At 52.9% G+C, this 25,944-nt stretch carries 25 protein-coding genes; 19 read left to right on the top strand and 6 right to left on the bottom strand.

Annotated features, from left to right (window positions below; translation table 11 throughout):
* Positions 1–362 precede the first annotated feature (362 nt).
* Positions 363–2,252: a S8 family peptidase gene (locus tag MKY58_RS07645; protein WP_339324082.1), complete on the bottom strand. Its 1,890-nt coding sequence runs from the start codon at positions 2,250–2,252 to the stop codon at positions 363–365.
* A 230-nt stretch (positions 2,253–2,482) separates the two neighbouring features.
* Here MKY58_RS07645 and MKY58_RS07650 point away from each other — a divergent pair, with 230 nt between their 5' ends.
* Positions 2,483–2,989, top strand: coding sequence for a YpuI family protein (locus MKY58_RS07650; protein ID WP_339324083.1), 507 nt, complete (start codon positions 2,483–2,485; stop codon positions 2,987–2,989).
* An 82-nt stretch (positions 2,990–3,071) separates the two neighbouring features.
* Here MKY58_RS07650 and MKY58_RS07655 read toward each other — a convergent pair whose 3' ends face one another.
* The gene (locus tag MKY58_RS07655) at positions 3,072–4,031 is read right to left on the bottom strand and encodes a family 43 glycosylhydrolase (RefSeq protein WP_339324084.1); all 960 of its coding nucleotides are present in this window, start codon (positions 4,029–4,031) and stop codon (positions 3,072–3,074) included.
* Between the two features lie 237 nt (positions 4,032–4,268).
* Between MKY58_RS07655 and MKY58_RS07660 the strand changes: the two genes are divergently transcribed.
* The 5 genes from MKY58_RS07660 (at position 4,269) to thiI (ending at position 8,363) form a co-directional block, all read left to right on the top strand.
* Entirely contained in the window at positions 4,269–4,490 is a 222-nt protein-coding gene (locus MKY58_RS07660) for a DUF1540 domain-containing protein (RefSeq protein ID WP_339324085.1), read from the top strand.
* Between the two features lie 44 nt (positions 4,491–4,534).
* A complete protein-coding gene (locus MKY58_RS07665) occupies positions 4,535–4,924 on the top strand; it encodes a hypothetical protein (protein WP_036712287.1) in 390 nt (129 codons plus the stop codon).
* 203 nt (positions 4,925–5,127) lie between these two features.
* On the top strand, positions 5,128–5,850 hold the full coding sequence (locus MKY58_RS07670; RefSeq protein WP_339324086.1) for a lytic transglycosylase domain-containing protein: 723 nt from the start codon (positions 5,128–5,130) through the stop codon (positions 5,848–5,850).
* 127 nt (positions 5,851–5,977) lie between these two features.
* Positions 5,978–7,132 (top strand): cysteine desulfurase family protein, encoded by a 1,155-nt coding sequence (locus tag MKY58_RS07675; RefSeq protein WP_339324087.1) that lies wholly within the window; start codon positions 5,978–5,980, stop codon positions 7,130–7,132.
* A gap of 1 nt (position 7,133) precedes the next feature.
* Complete coding sequence (gene thiI / locus MKY58_RS07680; RefSeq protein ID WP_339324088.1) at positions 7,134–8,363, top strand: tRNA uracil 4-sulfurtransferase ThiI; 1,230 nt, start codon at positions 7,134–7,136, stop codon at positions 8,361–8,363.
* 80 nt (positions 8,364–8,443) lie between these two features.
* Here thiI and MKY58_RS07685 read toward each other — a convergent pair whose 3' ends face one another.
* On the bottom strand, positions 8,444–9,136 hold the full coding sequence (locus tag MKY58_RS07685) for a TerC family protein (protein WP_339324089.1): 693 nt from the start codon (positions 9,134–9,136) through the stop codon (positions 8,444–8,446).
* Positions 9,137–9,266: 130 nt separating this feature from the next.
* Here MKY58_RS07685 and MKY58_RS07690 point away from each other — a divergent pair, with 130 nt between their 5' ends.
* From MKY58_RS07690 to MKY58_RS07710, 5 genes are all read left to right on the top strand, one after another.
* Positions 9,267–9,926, top strand: coding sequence for a TerC family protein (locus MKY58_RS07690; RefSeq protein ID WP_339324090.1), 660 nt, complete (start codon positions 9,267–9,269; stop codon positions 9,924–9,926).
* Positions 9,927–10,118: 192 nt separating this feature from the next.
* Complete coding sequence (locus MKY58_RS07695; RefSeq protein WP_339325081.1) at positions 10,119–10,628, top strand: hypothetical protein; 510 nt, start codon at positions 10,119–10,121, stop codon at positions 10,626–10,628.
* 141 nt (positions 10,629–10,769) lie between these two features.
* A complete protein-coding gene (gene typA / locus MKY58_RS07700) occupies positions 10,770–12,611 on the top strand; it encodes a translational GTPase TypA (protein ID WP_339324091.1) in 1,842 nt (613 codons plus the stop codon).
* Positions 12,612–12,662: 51 nt separating this feature from the next.
* Complete coding sequence (locus MKY58_RS07705; protein ID WP_212947181.1) at positions 12,663–12,959, top strand: YlaH-like family protein; 297 nt, start codon at positions 12,663–12,665, stop codon at positions 12,957–12,959.
* Positions 12,960–13,053: 94 nt separating this feature from the next.
* Positions 13,054–14,130: an LCP family protein gene (locus MKY58_RS07710; RefSeq protein WP_339324092.1), complete on the top strand. Its 1,077-nt coding sequence runs from the start codon at positions 13,054–13,056 to the stop codon at positions 14,128–14,130.
* A gap of 278 nt (positions 14,131–14,408) precedes the next feature.
* On the opposite strand, the gene MKY58_RS07715 is transcribed toward MKY58_RS07710, so the two are convergent.
* Positions 14,409–14,981 (bottom strand): YhcN/YlaJ family sporulation lipoprotein, encoded by a 573-nt coding sequence (locus tag MKY58_RS07715; RefSeq protein ID WP_339324093.1) that lies wholly within the window; start codon positions 14,979–14,981, stop codon positions 14,409–14,411.
* 108 nt (positions 14,982–15,089) lie between these two features.
* On the opposite strand from MKY58_RS07715, the gene MKY58_RS07720 reads away from it, so the two are divergent.
* Both MKY58_RS07720 and MKY58_RS07725 read left to right on the top strand, forming a co-directional pair.
* Positions 15,090–16,421, top strand: coding sequence for a PhoH family protein (locus MKY58_RS07720; RefSeq protein ID WP_339324094.1), 1,332 nt, complete (start codon positions 15,090–15,092; stop codon positions 16,419–16,421).
* Between the two features lie 183 nt (positions 16,422–16,604).
* Positions 16,605–17,852, top strand: a complete 1,248-nt coding sequence (locus MKY58_RS07725) for an extracellular solute-binding protein (RefSeq protein ID WP_339324095.1) — start codon at positions 16,605–16,607, stop codon at positions 17,850–17,852.
* Between the two features lie 15 nt (positions 17,853–17,867).
* On the opposite strand, the gene MKY58_RS07730 is transcribed toward MKY58_RS07725, so the two are convergent.
* Positions 17,868–18,968: a hypothetical protein gene (locus MKY58_RS07730; protein ID WP_339324096.1), complete on the bottom strand. Its 1,101-nt coding sequence runs from the start codon at positions 18,966–18,968 to the stop codon at positions 17,868–17,870.
* Between the two features lie 239 nt (positions 18,969–19,207).
* The gene (locus MKY58_RS07735) at positions 19,208–19,444 is read right to left on the bottom strand and encodes a DUF2626 domain-containing protein (protein ID WP_036713522.1); all 237 of its coding nucleotides are present in this window, start codon (positions 19,442–19,444) and stop codon (positions 19,208–19,210) included.
* Between the two features lie 358 nt (positions 19,445–19,802).
* On the opposite strand from MKY58_RS07735, the gene MKY58_RS07740 reads away from it, so the two are divergent.
* From MKY58_RS07740 to MKY58_RS07765, 6 genes are all read left to right on the top strand, one after another.
* Entirely contained in the window at positions 19,803–20,450 is a 648-nt protein-coding gene (locus MKY58_RS07740; protein ID WP_339324097.1) for an RsfA family transcriptional regulator, read from the top strand.
* A gap of 225 nt (positions 20,451–20,675) precedes the next feature.
* Positions 20,676–21,653 (top strand): 2-dehydropantoate 2-reductase, encoded by a 978-nt coding sequence (locus MKY58_RS07745; RefSeq protein WP_339324098.1) that lies wholly within the window; start codon positions 20,676–20,678, stop codon positions 21,651–21,653.
* Positions 21,654–21,658: 5 nt separating this feature from the next.
* Positions 21,659–22,048, top strand: coding sequence for a DUF3397 domain-containing protein (locus tag MKY58_RS07750; RefSeq protein ID WP_339324099.1), 390 nt, complete (start codon positions 21,659–21,661; stop codon positions 22,046–22,048).
* 143 nt (positions 22,049–22,191) lie between these two features.
* Positions 22,192–23,847, top strand: a complete 1,656-nt coding sequence (locus tag MKY58_RS07755; RefSeq protein ID WP_339324100.1) for a peptide ABC transporter substrate-binding protein — start codon at positions 22,192–22,194, stop codon at positions 23,845–23,847.
* Positions 23,848–24,060: 213 nt separating this feature from the next.
* Positions 24,061–24,993, top strand: coding sequence for an ABC transporter permease (locus tag MKY58_RS07760; RefSeq protein WP_212947170.1), 933 nt, complete (start codon positions 24,061–24,063; stop codon positions 24,991–24,993).
* A 2-nt stretch (positions 24,994–24,995) separates the two neighbouring features.
* Positions 24,996–25,943 (top strand): ABC transporter permease, encoded by a 948-nt coding sequence (locus tag MKY58_RS07765; RefSeq protein WP_339324101.1) that lies wholly within the window; start codon positions 24,996–24,998, stop codon positions 25,941–25,943.
* Position 25,944: the final 1 nt, after the last annotated feature.

Below are 25,944 nucleotides of genomic sequence, written 5' to 3' on the forward strand. Positions count from 1 at the left end.
CCAGGATTATTATTATCCTCAAATCGTTCCTGTCGTCCACACGGTTCAAATCGTGAAAAGACATCATTGCGTACCCGTACCCAAGCATATTTGCAATTATGTCGTGAAAGACGAATATACGGGCCCTGTGACGACAAGCATGAAACGTAATTCTCGGGGCGGCAGACGTTAACCCCGCATTCCGCCTTAGTAGATCGGCTGACCTGGCAAACGGCCGGGCTTGACTTCAAGTTTTGCCACGCGAAACATCGATTTGGTCCGAATAAGATATGAACAAAAAAAGCAATCCGCCGTTAAGGGCTGATTGCTTTTTTTTGAAGGCCTTTTAAGGCGCAGGCGGATATTGTAACCCGCCTCCAAGCTTACGGGCCCGGTTGAACGACCGATTCCATCTTTTTTTGAACATGCTGCGGCCAGAACTGGAGCGGCGCTTCCGTCGTTCCTGCGGCTTGCAGCGCTTTATAGATGTCGATCAATCCGTAGCCGTAATATTTATCTTTTCCTTTGGGTCCAAGATCCACGGTGCTGCTGCGCATGATTTCCATCACCTGTTTGTTGGTGAGGTCCGGATTCTGGGAACGGATTAAGGCGGCCATGGCAGCGACATGCGGGCTTGCCATCGAAGTTCCCGACAAGGCCGCATACTGGTTCCCCGGATAGGTGCTGGCGATGCTGGTTCCGGGGGCCGCCACATCGATGTAATCCCCGTAGTTCGAATACGATGCGCGCTTCAGGTTGGAGTCGGTCGCCGCAACGGCAAGCACTTCCGGATAAGCTGCGGGATATCCCGGGCGTTCCGTATTGTCGTTTCCGGAGGCGGCGACGAGCACGACGTCCTTATCGAAGGCGTATTTGACGGCATCGTGCAGAAACTGCGAATCCGCGTAGTTCCCCAGGCTCATGTTGATGACCTTAGCGCCGTTGTCGGCCGCCCAGATGATGCCTTCGGCAACCGAATAGGTCGTGCCCGACCCCGATTTGTCGAGCGCTTTGACCGGAAGCATTTTGTTGTACCAGCTGATGCCTGCAACGCCTTCGTTATTGTTGACCAGCGCGCCGATGATGCCCGAGACATGCGTTCCGTGGCCGACGTCGTCCATCGGGTCGGATGCCGGGTCAATCACGTTGTATCCGGTCATCAGCTGGCCCTGCAGGTCGGGGTGATCCAAATCGACGCCGGTATCCACGATCCCCACGATCACGTCGCCGCTGCCGCGGGATAGATCCCAGGCCTGGTTCGTTTCGATGGCGGGCAGGTTCCATTGGTATTTTGCGAACAGCAGGTCGTTCGGCACGTTGGGCAGGCTGCTTGTTTTCTCCCTGATTTTGTCGTTGGTCATGTACAAATAGTGGGGTTCGACATATATCGGATTCCAGTTTTTCAAAAAGTACGATTTGAGCTGGCTGTAGTCCATGCCGCTGGCATGAAACACATAAGCGTAACCCAGTTTGCGCGAGGATTCTGCGCGAAGCTCTCCCATGATGCGGTTCATCTCTTGCCGGGTAGGATCCTGGCGGAAACGCACGACGATTTCGTTTTCATAAAAATGGCTCGCTTTTTCGTTGTCGTGCCCCGTACGGACGGTAATGTCCCGCAACGTATCGGCATGAACCGACTCCACCTTGTATTTTCCCTCTTTCGGGTAGGGGATGAGCCGCAGGTTTTTTTTCTGGTGGTTTGCCACTTCGGTCAGTATTTTTTGGTTCATCAGGGCGATCACGCCTTGCTTCGGCTTGTTCTTGGAGGGTTCGGCGATCACGAAATATTGTTTTCCGTCCAGTTTGAAGGAAGGCGATTCGTAGGAACGCTGCTGTTGGATGCTGCTTTCCGCCTTGTTCAAATATCCCTTCAGCGTTTTCCTGTCATCGGCGCTCCAGTCGTTTTTGGCGGCGTCGTATACGCGCTGTTTGCCGTGTTTGGCGTCCTGCCATATGATCATGGTAAAATGATCATGTGATTTCTGCAGCTTTCGGATATCGTCCGTAATTTGCGCCGGACCCGCATCGCCGAGTCTTTCGATCATCGAAACCAAATGCTGCTTGGCGTCCAGGCGGGTTAACCGGTCCGTTGAATCGATGTCTTGCGCCATCAAGCTTTGCTTGGACATATGTTCCTGCTTCGGGTTCGGTACGACCGGCTCCGAGGCCATCTTGCGGGTATGGGTATCGGCGGAATGGGGCACCTGCATCACGAGAAGCAGCGCTGCGGCCGCTGCGGCAATGCCGATGCCCGCCCAAGTGCGACGGGACATAAGATAAACCTCCTGAAAATGAAATTACCTTTATCGTGAGGAAAGAAGGGGCATTTTATTCTTGCGTTCAGGGGAGGCTGTTTTTGTCCGGGGCGTTTCCTTCAAAAGGGATACCGCTTTACCATGATTTGTGTTAGGATAGTACATGGAAAAATGATGCTGTAAAGCGGTTTATTTGTATGATGCCAGTATTTGGACTGAAGGAACCATTAAGGGGGAGCAAATTAGCGATGTCAGCAGGTAATGTTCAAAAGTTGTGTGAGACGACGAAGGAGAAGCTGAAGTATGCGATCGAAAAGCTGGAGGTATTTCTGAACGAATATTCGCTTCCGCAGCTGGCCGCAGACGCCAACGAGGAAACGGTTCATTTTTACAAAGGGTTTTTGTCGGATTTGCGCCATCTGCTCGTATTTTGCGAGGTTTCTTCGGAGAAGCTTGGGGTCGCGCTGCGCCGCGCCAATTTCGACGCCGAATTCGCTGAGAAAGCTCTCTATAACGTATATCACCACTGCGTGAATAACTTTTTTTACCCGAAAAGCGAAAGCTATTCCGAGGATGGCCGCTACGCTTATACCGGGCAAGACGCGATCCGTTTCCGCGTGAAACCTGTGCGTCCGGTGCGGGACATTATTCTGGACATTACGAAAGTGTTCGAAGACCTTAGAGACGACCTTACCTATTATGAAAGCGACTATTTGACGGAGCGCAGAATGCAGAACCAGCGTTCCCATGCATAAAACCGCCAATCGAGCGCGAACATGCAAAAGCGAGCCCCGGGGAATTCCGAGACTCGCTTTTTTGTATGCCCGACGCTCGTCCTCAATTATAATATGGCCAGCCGTCCGCATCCCAGTACAAATCGCTGATGAGCAGCTTCGGCGCTCCGTTCTCCGCCGCGCTGTACGCATGCCGGACGATGACGCTGGTGCCGTTCACGTCTTGTCCACCGGGCCCGATCCAAGCGACGTTGCCGCTGTCGATGACGGTAGCCCCACCGTTTTTCATATCGACCCCGTTTTTGTCGTAGAACGGTCCCAGCACGCTTTTGGAACGGCCGACCGCCACTTTGTAAGTGCTGTCTAGGCCGGAGCAGCATTTGCCGATCGATACGAACAAGTAATAATAGCCCGTATCGCGGTTGTATACGAGATTCGGCGCTTCGATTCCTCCCGATTTGGTGGCGATCCGATAGGAATTGCCCGTCGGTTTCATCGTATCCTTATTGATGGCCGTGATGTAAATTCCGTTGCTCCAGGAGCCGAATACCATCCATAGATTTCCTTTTTCGTCCTGCGTCACGTTGGGGTCGATCGCATTGTAATTGGAAGCGTCATTCGAATACATGACCAGTCCCTGATCTTTCCATATCCCCCCGGAAATCGAATTTGTCGTAACGAGGCCGATGGCGGATACTTTGGAACCGAACGTGGAGATCGCATAGTACAAATAATACGTCCCGTTGTAATAAAAAATGTCGGGCGCCCAAACGTCCAATCCCGCTTGATTCGGCACATAATTGCTCCACCAGGCCGGCTTTTCCTTGAAGATCGGGAGCGAGCGCTGATAGTTTTTCCCGTCGGTGGAGTAGAGGACCTGAATGCCTGATCCGGTACTGAAAACCCAGTGGGTTCCCGTGCCGTTCTCCACGATGTAGGCCGGGTCGTGAACGTTGGTGTCCCCGGTCAAATTCCAGGTTGAAGCGCTTACAGGAGCGATCGTTTGAAGAAGAAGCATGACAGACAATAACAGTAAGACAATGATTTTTTTCTTTTTCGGCATGATCGGCAAGACTCCTTTCCGTTTTTAGATACTTCACTAAAATATAAAATGATTTAATCTTTATTGAAATTTACATCAAATTGGAAGCGCTGTCAACGATAAAATGAAGTTCCGTTTTTCCTTGCCATACATGCCCCCGCCATCCTTGATTTATATACTCCGGCCAGCAACTGACAAGGGCTTTGCGGTATATATGACCGTTCGCAAGGAGACAATGGTATGTGAGGTGACCTAAACATGAATGATCCAAGAACCGTTGTCCGATGCAGCGTCAGCAACTGCAGTTATTGGGGCGAGCAAAACGTCTGCAAAGCCGAACAGATTCTGATTGAAATCGACAAACATGCTTCCGCGAAGTACAGCGAAGAGTTCGGGCACGAGCATTTCGCCGAGCATAAGGACTATGCTGCGAATTCTTCCGCTACCTGCTGCCTGACGTTCAAACCGAAATCATCTTAACCGCAGTCCGTATTTTCACCAACCAGTTGCAGGGAGGTATTCCGATGGACGATTTACGCCAACATGAAGAGCAAGAGCAGCCGCAAAAGGAACAAGAGCTTGAGCCGAAACGGGAACGCCAGGATTTTCCGCGCCGCGACAACCACCGGGAGGAATATGCCGCCGAAGTTGCGCCGCCGAAATCGACCCGTTACGAAATCGACGAGAGCACCGATGGGGAGCAGGAAGACACTTGGGGCAGAACAGCCGGCTACATCAGCGTAGCTTGCGGCGTCGTATCCCTGTTTATGTGGTCCATCGTTCTCGGACCGATTGCCGCGGCAACCGGCTTCTACGCTTACTCCAAAGGAAAAAAAGCGTGGGGAGCCTGGGGCATGGGGCTTGGGATTTTGGCCACGATCAGCTATTTTGTCCTTATTCCGTACGCAAGATAATTTGCCGGCCAAGACCGAAGGCGTCCTTCCTGCTGCAAGCAGCAGAGGGGCGCTTTTTTATGGATGCGATCCGTTTTCGGATGAGAAGAAGGAGAATTGTCAAAATACATAATATTTCGCGGAAATATGGCGTACATCGCCGGTAGCATGATAAAATAACGTAAAGCATTCCATTACATTGATGAAAATGAGGTTATGTTAGCATGCAGATCGATTCGGCAACCGCGAAGCAGCCGTCTTCGCTTCAGGATACCAGCCGTATTCAAAATCGGGACGAGCTTATCCAAGAGATTCTGCAGAGCGGGAGCGGCTCCGGTTTTGACGTCATGTTGAAGCAATACGTGCAGTCGTCTATAGATGGTACATCAAGCAGTGATGCGTCAGTTCACCCCAAGGCGCCCGGCGTGACGTACAGCGACGGATTGTTGTGGCAGCAGCTTAACCCGTCGGCAAACGCGGAGGCCTCGGACATCCGCCCGGAAAGCCGGCATGCCGTGCAAAAGTCGGGCCCGACGGCCTATGACGACCTGATTCGGGAGGCCAGCCGCAAATACGGCGTCGATGAAGCTTTGATCAAAGCGGTGATCGACACCGAGTCTTCTTTTAATCCGAACGTCGTGTCGTCGGCCGGGGCGAAGGGCCTGATGCAGCTGATGGACGGAACCGCCGCCGGACTTGGCGTCACCGATCCGTTCGATCCGGCCCAAAACATCGATGCGGGTACGCGTTATCTTTCTTATCAGATCAAGCGGTTCGACGGACAGGTGAACATGGCATTGGCCGCATACAACGCCGGGCCGAACCGGCTCGCCAAGCTCGGGGTATCGACCGATGCACAACTGATGGACAAACTTGACATGCTTCCGCTGGAGACGAGAAAATATATCCGCAAGGTTGCGGATGCGCGCTTAAAATACGAAGCATAAAACGATAGGCAAACTCAATACGGGATCAAACGGGGGAAAACGGGTTACGGACTTCATTTGGCAAAACGAACCTTCCGTTTGATCTCTTTATATTGTCCGGAAAATACGCATGGGAGGGTGAGTGAACATGGTATATTGGGATCATGCGGCCAGCACGCCGCCATATGACGAGGTCATCCAAACGATGGCCGAGGTCATGAAAAAACATTACGGCAACCCATCCTCCATCCACCGCATGGGGGAAGACGCGGCGAAGCTGATCAAAAGGGCGCGGGAGGTATGCGCGGCGTCCCTCGGCGTGAAACCATCCGAAATCGTTTGGACCTCGGGCGCGACCGAAGGCAACAACATGGCCATCAAAGGGGCGGCGATGCAATACGCAGGCCGCGGCAAACATATCGTCACGACGTCCATCGAGCATCCTTCCGTCTACGACAGCTGCCTTGCGCTGGAGCGTCAGGGATTCGAGGTGACGTTTTTGCCCGTCGACGGCAAGGGAAGGGTCGATCCGGCCGAGGTTGCATCCGCGGTCAGGAAGGACACGATCCTGGTCAGCGTCATGCATGTGAACAACGAAACGGGAGCCGTTCAACCGCTTGAGGAGATCGGGCGGGCGGTAAAAGAAGCCAACCCTTTGACGGTGTTCCATATCGACGGGGTCCAAGGATTCGGGAAGCTGCCGGTACGGTTGGAGGCGTGGAGAGCCGATCTTTATACATTATCGGCCCACAAAATCCGCGGTCCGAAAGGAACGGGGATCCTGTACAAGCGGAAAGGGATTTCCCTCCATCCGCTTTTGACGGGAGGTAAACAGGAATCGGGCATGCGGGCCGGGACCGAAAATATCCCCGGCATCGTGGCGATGGCGAAGGCGATGCGGATGGCCTCCGAGCAAACCGAGACGTTTATGACGCGGGTCGGGGCGTTGCGGGACGAGCTTATGGCTTGGATCCGCACCCAGCCCTGCCTTGAGCTGAACAGCTTCGAGGAAGGGGCTCCGCATATCGTCAACATGTCTTTCCCGGGGATGAAAGGCGAAGTGCTGCTTCACTCCCTGGAGGAGCACGGGGCGCTCGTTTCGACCAAATCAGCCTGCTCGTCGAAAACGGCAGAGCCTAGCAAGGTGCTGCTGGCGATGGGGCGGAGCGCGGATGCCGCTTCGAGCGCCGTCCGGATCAGCATGGGATTGACCAATACGCATGAGGAGCTGCAGCAGCTGATCCGCGCATTAAGCGATGCGGTAAACCGGCTGCAGCCGTTAAGACAGGAAGGAATGAATTAATTTGAAATACGATATGCTGCTTCTCCGTTTCGGAGAGCTTACGTTAAAAGGAAGAAACCGGAATCGTTTTGAAAACACGGTGTTAAAGCACGTCAAATCGGTGCTTCGCCCATTTCCGGCCGCAACGATCCAAAAGGAATACGGCAGATTGTACATCGTGATCAACGGCGAGGACGCGGAGTCGATGATCAAGGAGCTGAAAAAAGTGTTCGGCCTTTATTCGGTCAGCCCGGTTATCGTCTGTCCGTCGGAGCTTGACGCCATCGTCGAGACAAGCACCTCCTTTTTGAAGCAAATGCCGCTGAAAGACGGCACGACCTTCAAGGTTTCGGCCCGGCGGGTATGGAAAAAGTTCCCCCACTCCTCGCATGAAATGAACCATTTGGTGGGAGCTCCGCTGCTGCAGGAATTCGAACAGCTCAAAATCAGCATGAAGGATCCCGAATTGGAGCTGCGGATAGAAATCCGCGAGACCGGCACGTATATTTTCTGCGAGGTGATTCCCGCGGCCGGCGGCTTCCCGCGCGGAAGCAACGGCAAAGCCATGCTGCTGCTTTCAGGGGGCATCGACAGCCCCGTCGCCGGTTATTCCGCGATGCGCCGCGGCTTGGAAGTGGAGGCCGTCCATTTCTACAGCTATCCTTTCACGAGCCGGAAGGCCAAAGAAAAAGTGATGGAGCTCGCCAAGGTGCTTTCGGGCTACTCGGGCCGAATCAAAATCCATCTCGTTCCGTTTACCGAAATCCAGACCTCTTTTACGACCGTCGGCCAGGATAATTTGATCATTACGCTGATGCGACGCTCCATGCTGCGGATCGCCACCATGCTGGCGGAACGCGAAGGCGCGCTTGCGATCGTGACCGGCGACAGCCTCGGACAGGTAGCGAGCCAGACGCTGCCGAGCATGAACGTCATCGGCCGCGCGACGGAGCTTCCGCTGCTGCGTCCGCTGGTCACGATGGACAAAAACGAAATCATGGACATCGCCAAGCAAATCGGCACGTATGATCTTTCCATCCTGCCGTATGAAGACTGCTGCACGCTTTTTGTGCCGAAGTCTCCGACGACCAACCCGAACCTGCACGTGGTCGAACGGATCGAGGCTTCGCTGGAGAATCTGCCGGCCATGCTGGAGGATGCGGTACGGCGTACCGAATCGGTCGTGCTGACGCCAAGGTCGGTCATTGAAACGGACCGCGACGAGGAAACCATCCAGGAAGATTGGTTTTAAGCTTCCGACATGCCAAAAGCCGCCCCAGGCGTATGCCTGGGACGGCTTTTTTGCGTAAAACGCGGCTTGCTTTCGCGTCCTCAACCGAACGAATTTTCGTTTTTCTTTTTTCGCTGGTCCGACCGTTTTTTCAAAAATCCGGCTGTCAGCACGCCGATAATGACGACCGCCATAAATGCGATCCGGATCATCGGATGGTCTTCGAAGAAGGGATGGATCCGTTTTTCTTCCGTGATCATTTTGGACGCGGTAAACCCTAACACGGCCGATCCCAGATAGATGATCCAGGTGAAACGTTCGATCAATTTGATGAACAGCGTGCTGCCCCATACAACGATCGGCACGCTGATCAGCAGACCGAGGATGACGAGCACGATATTTTGCTCAGCTGCACCGGCAACCGCGATGACGTTGTCCAGTCCCATCGCCGCATCCGCCACGATGATCGTCCGTATCGCTCCCCACAGCGTGCGCCCCGCTTTAATATCGGTGTGGTCGTCATCGTCCACCAGCAGCTTGTAGGCGATGCCGATCAGCAGGATGCCGCCGACCAGAAGCAGCCACGGGATTTTCAGCAGCCACACGACCACGATGGTCGCGATGATTCGAAGAAGGACAGCCCCTCCGGTTCCATAAAAAATAGCCTTTTTCTGCGTCGAGGACGGCAGGTTCCTCGCAGCCAGGCCAATGACGATGGCGTTATCGCCAGCTAAAATGAGATCCAAAAACACGATATTGACCAATTTGGCCAAAAATGGCAGTACAGCTTCCACATTGGGTCACTCCTCGTCTGACTGTAAACGGAGCCTGATAAATCGGATTCATTATAGGATAATTTTTGAACGATAGTCAAGCATAGCTTGGACGCCGAAGGCATAGGAGTAAGTGTGGGGGTGTTGACCGTTGGATTCGATATGGCTGCTTGTCCAGATCCTGATGATCAATTTGGTGCTAAGCGGGGATAACGCCGTCGTCATTGCGCTGGCGAGCAAAAATTTGCCGCCGCGGCAGCGGAAGCAGGCGGTATGGTGGGGCGCGCTCGGCGCGGTCGCCCTCAGATGCGTCCTGACGTTCGTCGCCGTCCTTCTGCTGAAGATCCCGTTCGTTCAGGCAGGAGGAGGCGCGCTTTTGTTCTGGATCGCGTACAAGCTGCTTGCAGACGACAAAGAGGACGTTCGGATGGGCGGCTCCGCATCGATGTGGAAGGCGGTGCGCAGCATTTTGGCCGCGGATTTCATCATGAGCCTCGATAACGTGCTGGCTCTGGCGGGCGTGGCCAACGGGGATTTGGCCCTGCTCGTGATCGGGATCGCGATCAGCATTCCGATCGTCGTTTTCGGGAGCAATTTGATCGTCGGGCTGCTGCACCGTTATCCCGTGCTCGTTTATTTAGGGGCGGGCATTCTGGGCTACACCGCCGGAGAGATGCTGCTGCAGGACTCCCGGACGGGAATGCTGCTTTCGTCCCTCATGCCCGAGCTGCACAAGCTGGTACCCGCGCTGCTGACGGCGCTGATCATAGCCGCCGGAGGGTTCCGGAGGCTGTCGCTCCGCCGTTCATAGCTTACCCGCAAAAGCCGGTTCATACCGGCTTTTTTTGTTTGAGGTTTTTTACAATTTCCATCACTTCGGCTGTAAAAAATTTACGGGACGAATATGGTTTTTTCGTTCTATTTCAGATAAACTAATGGTGAAAAGATGTCGTTTGCTGCAGAAACGAAACGCAAAGGTACAGGAGAAAAGAGGGTGGAGAAAATGTCCTCCAAAAACGATGTAAGGCTTGGGCTGTTTATCGTGATTGCCGGGGTTGTCATTTTGTTGGGGAAATTGGGCGTGTTCGGTTTTTTGGGACGCACCTTATGGCCGTTTGCGATCATCATCGTCGGCTTGCTGCTTCATCTGCTGTTTTTCGGCAAAAGGGCACGGGCGTACGTGCTGATTCCGGGCGGCGCGCTGGTCGTATACGGTTTGCTGTTCGCCATTTGCAATTTTTGGGGGTTCGACCTGCTGTCGTATCTTTGGCCGGTGTTTTTGCTCGGCATTGCCGTGGGCGTATACGAATACCATATGTTCGAGTCGCCCAAACCGGAAGGCGTCCTGCTGATCGCGCTGTTTCTCGGCGTCGTGTCCTTGGTGCTGCTTTTCTTTACTTTGCTGCATACCGGGGCGATTTACGTGCTGGCCGTTCTGCTCATCGCGCTGGGCATATGGTTCATTTCTGGCAAAGGGAGATCCCGCGGCAACAAGTGGAACCGGGGCTGGTAGTAAATACAAAAAGCTTGTTTTTTTCTGAAATTTCACTATAATATAAGGGATATGTTGAAGCGTCGGCATTACCGCCCGGCGCTTCTTTTGGTGAAAGACATTCTGCATTGATTTGAAAGGGAAAGGATCTGGATAAACGTCATGCATTCAAGAGATAAAATCCGCAACATTGCAATTATTGCCCACGTTGACCATGGTAAAACGACGCTGGTAGACCAGCTTTTGCAGCAATCCGGCATTTTCGGGGAGCACGAGCATTTGCAGGAGCGGGCTATGGACTCCAACGATTTGGAGAGAGAACGCGGGATTACCATTTTGGCCAAAAATACGGCGATTACGTATAAAGATTATTTGATTAACATTGTCGATACTCCGGGACACGCCGACTTCGGCGGCGAAGTGGAACGGATCATGAAAATGGTCGACGGCGTGCTTTTGGTGGTTGACGCCTATGAAGGCTGCATGCCTCAGACCAAATTCGTGCTTCGCAAAGCGCTTGAGCAAAACCTGACCCCGATCGTCGTCGTCAACAAAATCGACCGTCCGGCAGCGCGCCCGGCGGAAGTGATCGACGAAGTGCTCGATCTGTTCATCGAACTCGAAGCCAACGACGATCAGCTTAATTTCCCCGTAGTGTACGCTTCCGCCCTGAACGGCACATCAAGCATGGATGCAGAAAAGCAGGATGAAAACATGCTTGCCTTGTACGAAACGATCATCGACCATATTCCGGCTCCGACCGAAAAAGTGGATGAGCCGCTGCAATTTCTCGTGACTTTGATGGACTACAACGAATATCTCGGCCGTATCGCGATCGGACGCGTCAACCGCGGCATCATCAAGCAAGGACAATCCGTGACGGTCATTATGCGCGACGGCAAAAGCAAGACGGCCCGCATCGAGAAGCTGTTCGGCTTCCAAGGCTTGAAACGGATCGAAATCGAAGAAGCCGGAGGCGGGGACATCGTGGCCATCGCCGGCATCAAAGACATCAACATCGGCGAAACGATTGCCGACCCGCAGAATCCGGAAGCATTGCCGGTGCTTAAAATCGACGAGCCGACGCTGCAAATGACGTTCCTCGTCAACAACAGCCCGTTCGCCGGACGCGAAGGCAAATGGGTCACCTCCCGCAAACTGCGCGAACGTCTGATGAAGGAGCTTGAAACGGACGTCAGCCTGCGTGTGGAAGAAACCGACAGCCCGGATGCGTTCATCGTTTCCGGACGCGGCGAGCTTCACCTCGGCATCTTGATCGAAAACATGCGCCGCGAAGGATACGAGCTGCAGGTATCCAAACCGGAAGTCATCGTGCGCGAAATCGACGGCAAAAAGATGGAACCGATCGAACGCCTCATGATCGACGTGCCTGAAGAAAGCATGGGCGCGGTCATGGAAAGCCTCGGTTCCCGCAAAGCGGAAATGGTGAACATGATCAATAACGGAAACGGACAGGTGCGTTTGGAATTCCTGATCCCTGCCCGCGGCCTGATCGGCTACCGCACCCATTTCCTGACGCTGACGCGCGGATACGGCGTAATGAACCACGCATTCGACAGCTACGGCCCACTACACAGCGGTCAAGTCGGCGGACGCCACCAAGGCGTGCTCGTATCCAGCGAGAACGGGACAAGCACGTTCTACGGCATGATGAGCGTCGAGGACCGCGGCATCCTGTTCCTGGAGCCGGGCACCGAAATTTACGAAGGCATGATCGTCGGCGAACATAACCGCGATAACGATATCGTCGTCAACATCTGCAAGGAGAAACAGCTCACAAACGTGCGCTCGGCGACAAAAGATGATACAGTAAAAATGAAGACGCCGCGCATTTTCTCGCTAGAGCAGGCGCTGGAGTACCTGAACGACGATGAGTATTGCGAAATTACGCCGAAGTCGGTCCGTCTCCGCAAGAAAATTTTGAACAAAAGCGAACGCGAGCGTGCCGAGAAGCACCGCAAAATGGCCGAAGCCAATCTGTAATGAACGAATGGGCCGGTCCGCCGGCCCGTTGCCGAAAGGAGTGTACCGCACATGCAAGCCTGGTTTGCATCGCATCCAGTCGTGTCTTACATTATCATTTTCGTGTTGATTACGTACGTCTACAATAAAGTGTTCCGCGTCAAGCAGAAGCTTCCCCTGCTGAAGGAAATATTGCTGTATATCCTGATGGCGCTCGGATCGGGGATGCTGCTCATCTTCCAGCATGACAAGCTTCCGATCATCCAGTGCCTGCTTGTTGCGGTAGCCCTGATGCTTCTGGTGCGCGTCCGGTATTTCGTGGAAGGCCGCCAGAAAAAGAAGGCGGAGGCAGCAGCAAAAAGAGGTTAATCCGCTGCAACCCTTGCGGCTTTTTTGAAACTTTTTTCGCGGCGTCGTCGTTTATAGAGAGAATAACTCAAAATAAATGAAAAAGGTGTTTGAGATGAGTCCCAGCAATAATCATTTACCTCCACGATCTCAAAGTGGCAGCAGACAGAGCAAACAGCCGCCTAAAAAGAAAAAAAAGAAAAGCGGATTAAGAACATTTTTCAAATTGGTTTTGAGCGTGGTCATTTTGGCCGTGCTATCCGTAGGCGGTTACGCCGGTTACCTGTATTTCGAAGCCGAAAACGGCGTGCTCAACACCGGAAACAACAATCCGGTTCCGCCCGAAAAGTCGGCTAAAGTGAAGCCGGTGACGATGCTGCTGCTCGGCACGGATTACCGTCCGAAAACCGGCACGCATCTGTCCGACGTCATCATGGTGACCGCGTTTAATCCGGATACCAAAACGGTAACGGTCGTTTCGCTCCCGCGCGACACGAAGATCGAGCTAAAGGGCTATAAGTCGAATAAGGCGAACGCCTATTATCCGATTTTCCTGTCGAAGGAGAAGGAATCCGGCGTCAAAGCGACAGACGAAATGAAAACGATGATGAGCAAGTATATGGACATTCCGATCGACTACGTGACGGTGTTGAATTTCCAAGGGTTCCGGGATGCCGTGGACGCTTTGGGCGGCGTGGACATCAACGTCGATGCCGACATGTGTTACCGCGACACCGCCGACGGCACGAATATTAACCTGAAAAAAGGCGAGCAGAAGCTTGACGGGACGAAAGCGCTGGATTACGTGCGTTACCGCAAATCCAACTGCCGTCCGAAGACGAAAGCTTCCGACGATTTTGACCGCAACCGCAGGCAAAACGAAGTGCTGCACGCACTGATCGACAAAATGCAAACCTTCAAGGGCGTAACGAGCCTGGGCGGCGTTCTGAAAGCTATGGACAAAAACATGGAAACCGACATCGAAAACGATCAGCTTAAAAACATGATCGCCACCTATTGGAAGGTGAACAAGGAAGACGTCAAGTTCATGCCGATTACGGGCACGTGGAGAAGTCCTTACGTTTACGTGAACGACGGGGAGCTTGACAAAGCAAAACAAGCGCTGAAAGACGAAATGTCGGGGAAAGGCAAACTTGTCCAGGCGGACGGAGCCGAAAACGCGAATCCTTAAAACTTGGGTGCAATATTTGCGAAGCCACCTAATATAATAGAGTACACTGGAACCTGTACAGGAGGTCGGTAATGATGTCCGAAGCAGTTGCACGTTGCACTCATCCGTTATATGCCATCCAACCGAAAGCAGCAGCTGCCGGCCTGCCGGTTCTTAAGCAGGACGCCGCTGCTTACGTCCGCATGCAAATAATGAAAAAGCCTAGTGAGTATCTCACTGGGCTTTTTCTTCATTTCGCGCGGAAAATGTTGCGTTTTGCTGAATTTTCCCTCGAGTCATTAGCGGTTAGGCGTCGGAGCAGCCGGGGGAGTTCCGTTGTTCCGCGGCTTGACGTCCTTAGGAAGCTGGGGAACGATTCGTCCAACGATGTCGGCCAGCTCGGAAGCGAAGCCGGAGACTGGTTCGCCTTTCCGGATATGCTCGCCGATCTCGGCGATTCTGTGCGACAAATCCATGTCGGCGGTCACGAGCGCGTTTTTCCCGCGCGGATCCTTGCGGAGCGCTTCGGCAACCGAATATTTGATGTTTCCTACGCGGGAGCGGGTAAGGTTGCCGTCCACGTCGATGCCGACGACCGCCGTGTTGCCGAACACGACCGCATGCGCCTTTTTGACGCCGGCCACGCGTTCGGCCAAAGCTTCCAGATGGTTTTTGATCGACAAATCGGCGGCCTGGTCTGTCGTATGATCCGCGGCGTTGCCGGTTGATTGCAGCCTAACCCGGTTATCGTTGGCAGAGGCGGCCGCCGGACCTTGTTTATTTTGAGGAGAGGGTGATGCGTTTTTGTTCTGAGCGTTGTTACAGCCGCTAATGACAGCCAATGCCAGCACGGCAAGCAGAAGCATTCTCATATGTGATCGTCCTTTCCAGGTCATAGATTCTAATGGCGAATTGTAACTTAGGATGTCCATGACGGAATAATTTATGTGTTCATTATGAGTTTGGTGGAGGGAGAAAGTATGAGAAAAATATTTGTGCTCGATACCAATGTGCTGCTTCACGACCCCAAAGCGATTTATGCTTTTGACGAGCATGAAGTCGTCATTCCCGCCGTGGTGCTGGAAGAGATCGATTCCAAAAAACGCAATGCGGACGAAATCGGCCGCAATGCGCGCACCGTGTCGCGCCTGCTCGATCAGCTGCGGGAAGTCGGGCATCTGCACAGCGGGGTTGAATTACACAACGGCGGCCGCCTGAAGGTGGAACTGAATCATCGAAGTTTTCTCAAGGTGCAGGAGATGTTCGGGGAAATTACCAACGACAACCGCATACTCGCCGTGGCCTTGAATTATCATATGGAAGAGGGCGAAAAAGAGGCTCCCTCTGAAGTCGTACTCGTCAGCAAGGACGTGCTGGTCCGGATCAAAGCCGACGTGCTGGGCCTCAATACGCAGGATTATTTGTCGGACCGGACGGCGGGACCGGACGATCTTTACGCAGGCAACCTCAAGCTGAAGGTGCATCCGTCGGTGATCGATGAATTTTATTCGTACCGCTTTTTGCCGGTCAAGCCGCTCCAGCTCTCCTATCCGCTTCATCCGCATGAATTCGTCATTCTCAAGGATGAAATGGGCAGCACGAAATCGGCGTTGTTAAAGGTGAATGCCGAGGGCACCCGGCTGGAGCCGCTGTATTTGAGCAACGACCCCGTGTGGGGCATATGTGCCCGAAACGCCCAGCAGCGCATGGCCCTGGAGCTTCTGCTGAACGACGACATTCCGCTCGTCACCATCACGGGTAAGGCGGGCACGGGGAAAACGCTGCTGGCGCTGGCGGCGGGGCTTATGAAAGTGGAAGACGAGCACAAGTACAAAAAACTGCTGATCGCCAGGCCCGTCGTGCCGATGGGCAAGGATATCGGATATCTCCCCGGGGAAAAGGACGAGAAGCTGCGTCCATGGATGCAGCCGATTTACGACAACCTGGAGTTTTTGTTCGATACGAAAAAATCGGGCGACATCGACAAAATCCTGATGGGGCTCGGCAGCATCCAAGTCGAGGCTTTGACCTACATCCGCGGCCGGTCCATCCCGGGGCAGTTTATCATCGTGGACGAAGCGCAAAATTTGTCCCGGCATGAAGTCAAAACGATCGTATCCCGGGTTGGTGAAGGAAGCAAAATCATCCTGATGGGCGATCCCGAACAAATCGACCACCCGTATCTGGACGCATCCAGCAATGGCCTGACTTATATCGTCGAAAAGTTCAAAGCCGAACAAATCAGCGGTCATATTACGCTCGAAAAAGGGGAACGCTCCAAACTGGCCCAATTGGCGGCGGATTTGCTGTAGAGGAATGCACGGCGGCATAAAGTCCTGGATCATCTGCCCGTCATGGAGCATACGATCCAGGGCTTTTGATCATTTTGAACGGGAGAAGTCAAACATTTCCAACAAAAAGTAGGACAAGCGCCCTACCTTTTTGATAAACTATGAGTGGTGGATGAAGCAATTCTCCGAGGAGGCGGGGCCGATTTGAAGCGGAAAAATTACTGGTTTTTGTTTGCCATCCTGCTGCTGTCATTGACGAGCTTGTCGCAGGGCCAAAATTTGACGTCCGATAGCAGCCGCGGCGAAGAGAGAAAAACGAGCGTCTGGAATCCGCAGCCTGCCTCGCCGGAGGATACGGAACCCAAGCCGATCCGGGTCGTCACCCATGTCAATGAATCCGATTTCAATACATTGCTCGAATTGAACAAGGCTTTCGTCAGCGAAACCGGAATACAGGTCGAACTGAAAAACATGCCGGATGCCGACGCTTACCGACAGCTGACGGCCGCGCTGAAGGTCGGCGAAGGGCCGGATATCATGCTGGTCAACAGTCCGTGGATCCATCCGCTGGCGCTCGGCGGTTACATATTGCCTGCAGAATCCTATCAGAGCAGCACGACGGGGAGCGACGTGATCAGCCCGATTTCCCAAATGCTTGAATGGAACGGTTATCAGTGGGGCGTGCCGCTGGACATGGACCCTTACGTGCTGGTGTGGCGGAGGCAAGCTGCTTTGCCGGGGAGCGGCGAAGCCTTGCCGGGAGACAAGGAATGGAAGGAATTCGCCGCCAAGCTGGAAAGCCGCAAGGATAAACAAACGATCGCCCTTCCTGCGGGAGACGCGTATGCTTTTGCTGCTTTCATGGGGGCTTTCGGGACGGAGAATCCGGTCAATCCTTCGGACGAAGCGATGGAAGCCATCATGAAACTCCGGCCCTCCATCCGATTCATCCCAAACGGCGATATGCCAAAAGCCTGGTCGAGCCTCAGCGAAGGGGGACTTGCCTTGATGTCCGTACCTTACTCTGCTGCCTCCCAGGCGAACGTGGATCGTATGGGGTTCCGGGTGCCGGAGCGGCTGTACGCGGCCAATCCGTTTTTGCTGCGCGGGCGTTCCTTCGCCGTATCCTCGCAGATCGAGGATCCCGGCAAAGCCGCCGGCTGGATCGCCTATATGACGTCGGATACGTCCCTGAACCTGTGGACGGATTCCACGGGATATTTGCCGGTCCGTAAAAAAGAGTATGCGCAGGACGGTTTCCCGCCGGCCAAACCGCCGCTTTCGCTCGACCGTCTGCTGCAGCCAAGCGAAGGCGGGGCTTTGGACCGTTCGCTGCAGTCGAAATGGAACGATTTTGCGGCTGCCGCGAAGCTTTTCCTTTCCGGCAAAAGCACCGACGCGCAGTACAGGGAGGCCATGGGCGGACGCCCGAATGAAAAAGCTTCGGAATGATATCTCCGAGGCCATCTACATGGACAGCTTTAAGGTCACATGCAGAACCTGATCCGTACTGCTGACTTCCGTCGCTTTGACGAACGATACGATTTGCTGCGGATAAAAGCCGAGGTCGAACTCGCTTTCGAGCTGGCGGCAGGTCGTGTCGGGCAGCTCCAGTCCGTTGAACACGAGCTTGTCGACATGGAACAGGATCGAATTTTCGGGTTCGTTTTCGATGCTGTAATGTCCCTCGACCTGCAGGGTCAACGTGCCGCTTTTTCCTTCCGCCACCACTTTGTCGTCCCGGAAACGGAAAGCGAAATTTTTGAAAAGCTCGTTTTTGCTGACCAGAAATTCGTTCAGGTCTTTTTCCTGGACTTCGATCGTATAGGTGGTGCCGTTCGTCCGAATGGCGCCTTTTTTGCTTTGGATAAATTCGGGCAAATCGTTCATGGCCGACGCAAGCGCCGAGAAGTAACGCTTCACCTCGTAAATACCGATGTTTTCCCAATAGGCCGTAAACTCCGAAATCATTTTTTTCATCGCTTCCGGATCGCTGCTGTCGGCCAGATCGCCGTCAAGCTCCTTTTGGAGCGCAAGCACGCGTTCTTTCTGGCGTATGAGATTGTTTTTGATTTGCTCCAGCTGGCGATAGGAATCCTCAAGCCGCCGCTTCGTTTCCTGAATGCCGGCGTATTCGGACCGATAGGCATCCAGCACCGTTTTGTCCTGATCCATGATCATGTCGTAAAAGTCGTATATTTCGAGAAGTTCGCCGATGCTTTGGGCCGATAAAAACATGGCGAGCAGATTGTCCCTTTCGCCCATATAATAAGCCCTGACGACGGCGCCCGCCCGTTCTTGACGGCTTTCGATTTGTTTTTCCTTCTCTTCGAGCTTGATTTGAAGCTCGTCGATTTCTTTTTGCGTTTTTCCCTGCCGGCTTGCGATGCGCTCGATTTCATGGTCGATTTCCACGATCGAAAGCCCTTTTTGCAGCAATTGCTGCTGCTCCGCATCCTCCGGAATTCCGGGGTCAGCTAGTAGCGTCCGCTGCGGATGCAGCAGGGAGAGGAGCAAAATCGGCACGATCAGAACCAACAGCCGTTTTTGCCTCAAGATGCCCTTCACAGATTTTCCCCCCTCCAGGCAAGACCTTAAACAACGTGATTGCCAGTCCCATTGTCAACTATATGCATGGGCAGTCCATTTCATAATCCCGATCGAGGCTTCAACCGGATCAAAAATCAAAGCTGCGCCTTGGCGGCCCGAATGCAAAAGGACGGGAAGCAAAGAAAAAAGACGGTCCGGCAACGGTGTCGGATCGTCTCTTTTTGGTCATTCTTCAAACCGATTGATCGGGAACCGAATTACAGCGGCAGACCCATTTTGAAGACTGTCCAGTAGCTGAAACCGGTGAATGTCACGATCATGTAGGCCCAGAAGAGGTAAATATAGGTTTTTTCCGTAAATTTCAGATAACCCAAAATCATGAAAAAGGCAGTTTGCACGAAAAAGAGCAGCGCCATCTCCACCATGTCTCCGGCATATGCCATCAAACCGATCGCGAGCGTAAAGAAGCCAAGTACTCGAAACATGCGTGCCATGCAGGTATCCCCCTCTCTTATGTACGGTCGTAGCTTTACTACACATCATTATAACGTTATCCCAAAAAGGTGTAAACGAAAAGTCATGAACAATTGTGAACTTTTTTCCTTCCGTCATCCTTATTGTGATCATTGATATGGAAAGTATTCAAGGAGCTGCAAGCAGAGTCAAATTTCCGGCAGGAGAAGTATGAGCCCCTTAAAATTTGGCAATACAATTTAGTATCAAATAGATTCTATGAACTCTATGAGAAGCATAGAAATGGAAATAAGCAGCTGTAATACCTCATCAAACCATACGGAAACCAAGGGGTTTGAGGACGGTTATTTTAGGATGTTGTTAGGAGGGTTTTGTTGCATGACAGCAGTAAGACAAGATGCGTGGAGTGCCGAAGACGATCTTATTTTGGCGGAGGTGACCTTAAGGCATATCCGCGAGGGGAGCACGCAGCTGGCCGCATTTGAAGAGGTCGGCGAAAAAATCGGCAGAACTCCCGCCGCTTGCGGATTCCGCTGGAACAGCTGCGTCCGCAAAAAGTACGAGGAAGCCATCAGCCTGGCGAAATCGCAGCGGCAAAAACGAAGCTATTACAAAAAACAACCCGCCAATACCGGGCTTCAGGTTGCGGGCCTGGGACTCGAAGCCGAAGCCGGTTATTACAAAGTGGAAGGCGCAAGCGAGGAGTCGCTGTCGATTGATGCCGTCATCCGCTTTTTGCGCCAATGGAAGGGGAATTTGCAGGAGAACGGCCGCCAGCTGAAAATGCTCGAGAAGGAGCTTCGCGAAAAAGAAGAAGAGATCGCCAATTTGAGAAGAATCAACGAGCAGCTGAGCAAGGAAGTGAACGAGGTCCAGACGGACTACCGGGTTGTCAATGACGATTACAAGGCGCTGATCCAAATCATGGACCGGGCGCGTCGGCTTGCTTTCTTGACCGAGGAAGAGGAAGAGCTGAAAACCCGCTTTAAAATGGACGCAAACGGCAATCTTGAACGGATTGAATAGGCGTTAACATCATCAAGCCGTCACCCGAAGCACCCGTCCGGAACCGCTGGGGTCAAAACAGCGCCGAACGGGTATTTTCGCGGCAAGGGGAGACCAAAGAAGTCTGTGCTGAAGAAGCATCAGACTTTTTTCTCGTTTCGGGAAGCGGCCATGGGATATAATGACGGTAGCGGGAACGGCATGGTTCCCTGCACACACAAACAGGACAAGCAGGTGGGGTAAAAGATGATGATCGATTTGATCGGGGGAGGTTCCCTCGGCCTTTTATACGGCGGAAAACTTGCGGCGGCGGGCGCCGACGTGCGGTTATGGTGCCGGACGCCGGAGCAAGCGGCCAAGCTTGCTTCCCGGGGCATCACGATTCGGGATGCGGACGGCGGGACCGAGAGTCAAGCGAAGGCAGGCTCGTTTTTCGCAGGCCCTTTGAACGGGTTTGCCGAGGCGTGGACCGCAAGGCCGGGACGCTGGATTTTGCTTATGACCAAACAAAAAGACACTGAAGAAGCGTGCCGGATGTCGGCAGGCAAGCTGGCGTCGGGGAAACGGGCGACGGATCATCCGCCGGGCGTGGTTTGTTTCCAAAACGGATACGGGCATATGGAAAAGCTGGAGAAGCTGCTTCCCGGCTGGCCGCTGTATGCGGCGGTGACGACGGAGGGCGCCAAGCGGGCGGATGCCTGCGAAGTGGTGCATGCAGGAGCGGGAACGACATGGATCGGACCGGCCGGACGGGAGCAAACGCGCCATATGGAGGAACGTCCCGAAGAATTGGTCCAAATGCTGCAAAAAGCAGGATTTTCGGCAGTTTTAGCGAATGACATCGATAGAAGAATTTACCGTAAACTGTTGGTCAATTCGGTCATCAATCCGCTTACCGCGCTGTGGAATGTTCCGAACGGGGAACTGCTCGCTTCATCCGAACGATTGCGGACGATGAGCATGCTGCTTCAAGAGGCGCTCGCCGTTTACGATGCATCCGGAATCGCTTGGGAAGAAGACATTTGGGACCAGATTCTGGAGGTTTGCAGGGCCACGGCCGGCAATATCTCGTCGATGCTGAAAGATGTCAGAAACGGGGCGGAAACCGAAATCGACTGGATCAACGGGGCGGTGATCGGTTTGGCGAACCAGGCCGGCATGCGGGCTCCGCTTCATGAGCTTATGGTCGGTTTGGTGAAAGGGCTGTCGATTCGAGAGGAGTGATTCATTTGGATTTCCTGAAAAATTCGTTTATCTTTTTGAGCATTCTCCCGTTTTTTCCTTTTTTGCTCGTATACTTTATCCATTACCGGTGGAAACATAACAAAAAAGCTTCCCTGAAAGCGGCCATGGATGTCACGACCCTGTTTCTGATCATCTCGGTTTCGGCGCTCTTTAATTTGACTTTTAATTCCAGCTTCGGTTTTTATCTCATTTTGCTGCTTTTGCTGATTGGCGTCGGCCTTGTGGGCAGCGCGCAGAACCGTCTTAAAGGACGGGTCGACGTCCAAAAAATGGCAAAGCTGATCTGGCGGATGTCTTTTGTCATCATGAGCTTCAGTTATCTTTTATTTACAATTATTGGGATCGTCAAATACATATTCATAACAATGTCTTAGAAAATATGCAGAAATAAAAATGACCACAACGGCATCATGCTTAGATATTCAAGGTGTTAACTTTGGTATTGGGTATAGATTTTTTTGACCACTGGTTGTATAATCATTTACCATACACTTAATAACCTTAGGGGGACTACATCATGAGAAGGAAAACACTATTAACCCTACTAACGATGCTCCTTGTTGTGGGAACCGTTCTTGCGGGCTGCGGCTCGAAGAATGCCGGCGGCGGCTCCAAGGAAAACGCCTCCGCTGCCAAAGATCAAATACTCCACATGAACCTCAGCGCCGAACCGCCGACGTTCGACCCGGCGCAAGCGCAAGATTCCCAGGCTCATACCGTGCTCAACATGATGTACGAAGGCCTGGTCCGCTTGGATGAAAACAGCAAACCAGTCCCTGGCGTAGCCGAAAAATGGGATATCTCTTCCGATGGACTGAAGTATGTTTTCCACCTCCGCAAAGATGCGAAATGGAGCAATGGCGACCCGGTAACGGCGAAGGACTTCGTCTTTGCTTGGCAGCGCGTGCTCGATCCGAACACGACTCCAGCTCCGCCTTACGCATATCAGCTGTATTACATTAAAGGTGCCGAAGAGTACAACAACAAAAAAATGACCGATTTCAGCCAGGTAGGCGTCAAAGCGACCGACGACCATACGCTGGAAGTCACGCTGAAAAATCCTACGCCTTATTTCCTGGGCCTGACTTCGTTTTACACGTTTTATCCGGTTCACCAATCCGTGAAGGATAACCCGAAATGGGCAGCGGATCCAAAAACGATGATCACGAACGGTCCTTTCGCGCTCACGACTTGGACAACCGGGCAAAAAATCGAAGTATCTAAAAACGCGAACTACTGGGACAACAAGGACATCAAGCTGAACAAAATCACGATGTCCCTTTCCAACAGCGGCGCGACCGAGCTTTCCAGCTACAGAAGCGGCCAGTTGGATTACGCGGGCATGCCGAACGGCGAAATTCCTACCGACCAGATGCCTGCCGTGAAAAAACAACTGCAAAACGAGCTGAACCTGAAACCGATCGGCAGCGTGTACTACTATCAGTTCAACGTAACCGCGAAGCCGTTCGACAACGCGAAAATCCGCAAAGCTTTTGCCATGGCGATCAGCCGTCAAGAAATCGTCGACAAAGTGACGCAAAGCGAAGAAAAGCCGGCTTTCGGATTCGTTCCTCCGGGCATTGCGGGCGAAAAGGAAGAATTCCGCACGGAGCATAAAGACGACTATTTCACCGAAAACATGGACGAAGCGAAAAAACTGCTGCAGGAAGGCATGAAGGAAGAAGGCTACACGACGCTTCCGCCAGTGACCTTGATCTACAACTCCAGCGAAAAGCATAAAAAAATCGCTCTGGCCGTGGCGGACATGTGGAAGAAAAACCTCGGCGTGACCGTTCAGACGGAAAACCAGGAATGGGGCGTGTTCCTCAAAAACCGCAGAAGCCTGAACTACCAAATCGCACGCGCTGGCTGGAGCCCGGACTACAACGATCCGATGACGTTCTTTGACCTGTGGACTTCGAAGAGCGGCAACAACGACATCGGCTTCAAAAACAAAGAATACGACGCGCTTGTCAGCGACGCTTTGGCTTCCTCCGACAACGCAAAACGCATGGACGATTTCGTCAAAGCTGAAAAACTTTTGATTCAGGATCAACAAGTGCTGTTACCGATTTACTATTACACCAACGTAGCACTGATCAAACCGAACCTTAAAGGTGTAATTATCGATTACGCGGGTGGCGTAGACTTTACGCGCGCTTATTTCGAGTAAATGTTAGTGTAAAATGGGAAGGTAATTCGGGATATATATGTGGATCATCCATATATATCCCGTTTTTTTTGCATGGGATATGCTTGAGGTAGATATTTCTTCAATTAGTAATAAATAGATTGGACAAAAGCGCCTCGGATTCTTTAAAATCGAATTATATCGATTATTGTCGAAAAATGTAGAAAGATAATTGCGGGGAGGGTTAAATCGGGCATGGTTCGTTATGTAGCCAACAAGTTCTTTTACATGCTGGTGTCGTTGTTCATTTTGATATCAGCCACCTTTTTTCTGATGAAAGCCATACCTGGGGATCCTTTTATGTCCGAGAAAAAGGTTCCGCCTGAGATCCAAGCCCGTCTCATGGAGCAGTACGGTCTCGATAAACCGGTATATGTGCAATATTTTAAATATTTGGGCGATATTGCCACGGGGGATTTCGGCATATCGATGAAACACCAAAACCAAGAGGTTACGGATATCATTTTGCAAACCTTCTCGGCTTCCCTGAAGCTCGGCCTGATCGCGATCGTCATATCGGTCATCATCGGGATCTTGCTCGGGATGCTCGCGGCCCTGTACCACCGAAAGCTGATTGACAACGTGGCCATGATCCTTGCCGTTTTGGGAATCGCGGTACCAAGCTTCGTGCTAGCGTCCCTCATCCAGTTTATATTCGGCGAAAAGCTCGGATGGTTCCATGTCATGGGCTTCGACGGCCCGCTCGATTATGTGCTGCCCGTCGCGGCTTTGTCTGCGCAACCGATTGCCTTTATCGCGCGTTTGACGCGTTCCAGCATGCTTGAAGTGCTGCATGCCGACTATATCAAGACAGCCAAGGCGAAAGGCCTGAACTGGATGGCGATCATGTTCAGACACGTCATCCGCAACGGCATTTTGCCGGTGGTGACCTACATCGGTCCGATGACCGCCAACATCATTACGGGTTCGGTCGTCATCGAACAAATCTTCGGCATCGGCGGCATCGGCAAAGTGTTCGTCGAATGCATCACGAACCGGGATTACACGATGATCATGGGCGTGACCATTTTCTACGGCGTGCTGCTCATGCTGGCGCGTTTCATTACGGATATCGTTTATGTGCTGGTTGATCCTCGCATTAAATTGACCGGCGGGAAGGAGGGATAACGGTGGCAGCGAATGAGACAACTTTCACGAGCGTGAGCGCGGAGCTGACGCCGGAGGACTTCCGGAAAATCGGCGTCGACGAAAAACAGGCCGAGATCATTCAACGGGAGAGCATATCAGCATGGAAAGACGCGTGGCAGCGGCTGCGCAAAAACAAATTGGCGATGGCCAGCCTTGTCGTGCTGCTGCTCATCGTCCTGGCGGCGATTTTCGGTCCAATGTTCGCGAATTTCGATTCTTCGACCAACGACCTGCTGAACACGAACCAGCCGCCGTCCAAAGAGCACTGGTTCGGCACCGACGATTTGGGACGCGACATGTTCGTGCGGACCTGGATGGGCACGCGGATTTCCCTCATCGTCGGTCTGGCCGCAGCACTGATCGATTTGCTGATCGGCGTCATCTACGGCGGGATCATGGGTTATTTCGGCGGACGCGTCGATGCTATCATGAATAAATTTTCGGAGGTTTTGTACTCCATTCCTTATATGCTCGTTACGATTTTGCTGCTGGTGGTCTTTGAACCAAGCATCGGCACGATCATTTTGGCCCTGACGATTACCGGATGGATCAACATGTCCTGGATCGTCCGCGGCGAGATCATGCAGCTCAAAAACCGGGAATTCGTGCTTGCTTCCCGTTCCATGGGCGCAGGCTCCGGCCGGCTGCTGTTCCGGCACCTGCTGCCGAACGCGGTGGGGCCGATCATCGTCACGCTGACGTTGTCCGTGCCGAACGCGATTTTCTCCGAGGCGTTCCTAAGCTTCCTGGGTCTCGGGGTACAGGCGCCAAGAGCGTCGCTCGGCTCGATGATCAACGACGCGTTGACCGGCTGGATGTATTATCCTTGGCGGATGCTATTCCCGGCGATCATTATCAGCTTGACCATGCTTGCGTTTAATATTTTCGGTGATGGCCTCCGCGATGCGCTCGATCCGAAACTGAAATAAC

Origin of the sequence: Paenibacillus sp. FSL W8-0194 (genome assembly GCF_037969745.1) — a bacterium.
In the GTDB taxonomy this organism is placed as follows: domain Bacteria; phylum Bacillota; class Bacilli; order Paenibacillales; family Paenibacillaceae; genus Paenibacillus_AQ; species Paenibacillus_AQ cookii.

Excerpts from the sequence above, each read along its gene's own strand:
- MKY58_RS07740 (WP_339324097.1), top strand. The coding sequence starts at position 19,803 with ATGACAGCAGTAAGACAAGATGCGTGGAGTGCCGAAGACGATCTTATT.
- MKY58_RS07660 (WP_339324085.1), top strand. The coding sequence starts at position 4,269 with ATGAATGATCCAAGAACCGTTGTCCGATGCAGCGTCAGCAACTGCAGT.
- MKY58_RS07705 (WP_212947181.1), top strand. The coding sequence starts at position 12,663 with ATGCAAGCCTGGTTTGCATCGCATCCAGTCGTGTCTTACATTATCATT.
- MKY58_RS07720 (WP_339324094.1), top strand. The coding sequence starts at position 15,090 with ATGAGAAAAATATTTGTGCTCGATACCAATGTGCTGCTTCACGACCCC.
- MKY58_RS07745 (WP_339324098.1), top strand. The coding sequence starts at position 20,676 with ATGATGATCGATTTGATCGGGGGAGGTTCCCTCGGCCTTTTATACGGC.
- MKY58_RS07755 (WP_339324100.1), top strand. The coding sequence starts at position 22,192 with ATGAGAAGGAAAACACTATTAACCCTACTAACGATGCTCCTTGTTGTG.
- MKY58_RS07655 (WP_339324084.1), bottom strand. The coding sequence starts at position 4,031 with ATGCCGAAAAAGAAAAAAATCATTGTCTTACTGTTATTGTCTGTCATG.
- MKY58_RS07675 (WP_339324087.1), top strand. The coding sequence starts at position 5,978 with ATGGTATATTGGGATCATGCGGCCAGCACGCCGCCATATGACGAGGTC.
- MKY58_RS07760 (WP_212947170.1), top strand. The coding sequence starts at position 24,061 with ATGGTTCGTTATGTAGCCAACAAGTTCTTTTACATGCTGGTGTCGTTG.
- MKY58_RS07695 (WP_339325081.1), top strand. The coding sequence starts at position 10,119 with ATGTCCTCCAAAAACGATGTAAGGCTTGGGCTGTTTATCGTGATTGCC.
- MKY58_RS07735 (WP_036713522.1), bottom strand. The coding sequence starts at position 19,444 with ATGGCACGCATGTTTCGAGTACTTGGCTTCTTTACGCTCGCGATCGGT.
- MKY58_RS07710 (WP_339324092.1), top strand. The coding sequence starts at position 13,054 with ATGAGTCCCAGCAATAATCATTTACCTCCACGATCTCAAAGTGGCAGC.
- MKY58_RS07670 (WP_339324086.1), top strand. The coding sequence starts at position 5,128 with ATGCAGATCGATTCGGCAACCGCGAAGCAGCCGTCTTCGCTTCAGGAT.
- MKY58_RS07715 (WP_339324093.1), bottom strand. The coding sequence starts at position 14,981 with ATGAGAATGCTTCTGCTTGCCGTGCTGGCATTGGCTGTCATTAGCGGC.
- MKY58_RS07650 (WP_339324083.1), top strand. The coding sequence starts at position 2,483 with ATGTCAGCAGGTAATGTTCAAAAGTTGTGTGAGACGACGAAGGAGAAG.
- MKY58_RS07645 (WP_339324082.1), bottom strand. The coding sequence starts at position 2,252 with ATGTCCCGTCGCACTTGGGCGGGCATCGGCATTGCCGCAGCGGCCGCA.
- typA (WP_339324091.1), top strand. The coding sequence starts at position 10,770 with ATGCATTCAAGAGATAAAATCCGCAACATTGCAATTATTGCCCACGTT.
- MKY58_RS07665 (WP_036712287.1), top strand. The coding sequence starts at position 4,535 with ATGGACGATTTACGCCAACATGAAGAGCAAGAGCAGCCGCAAAAGGAA.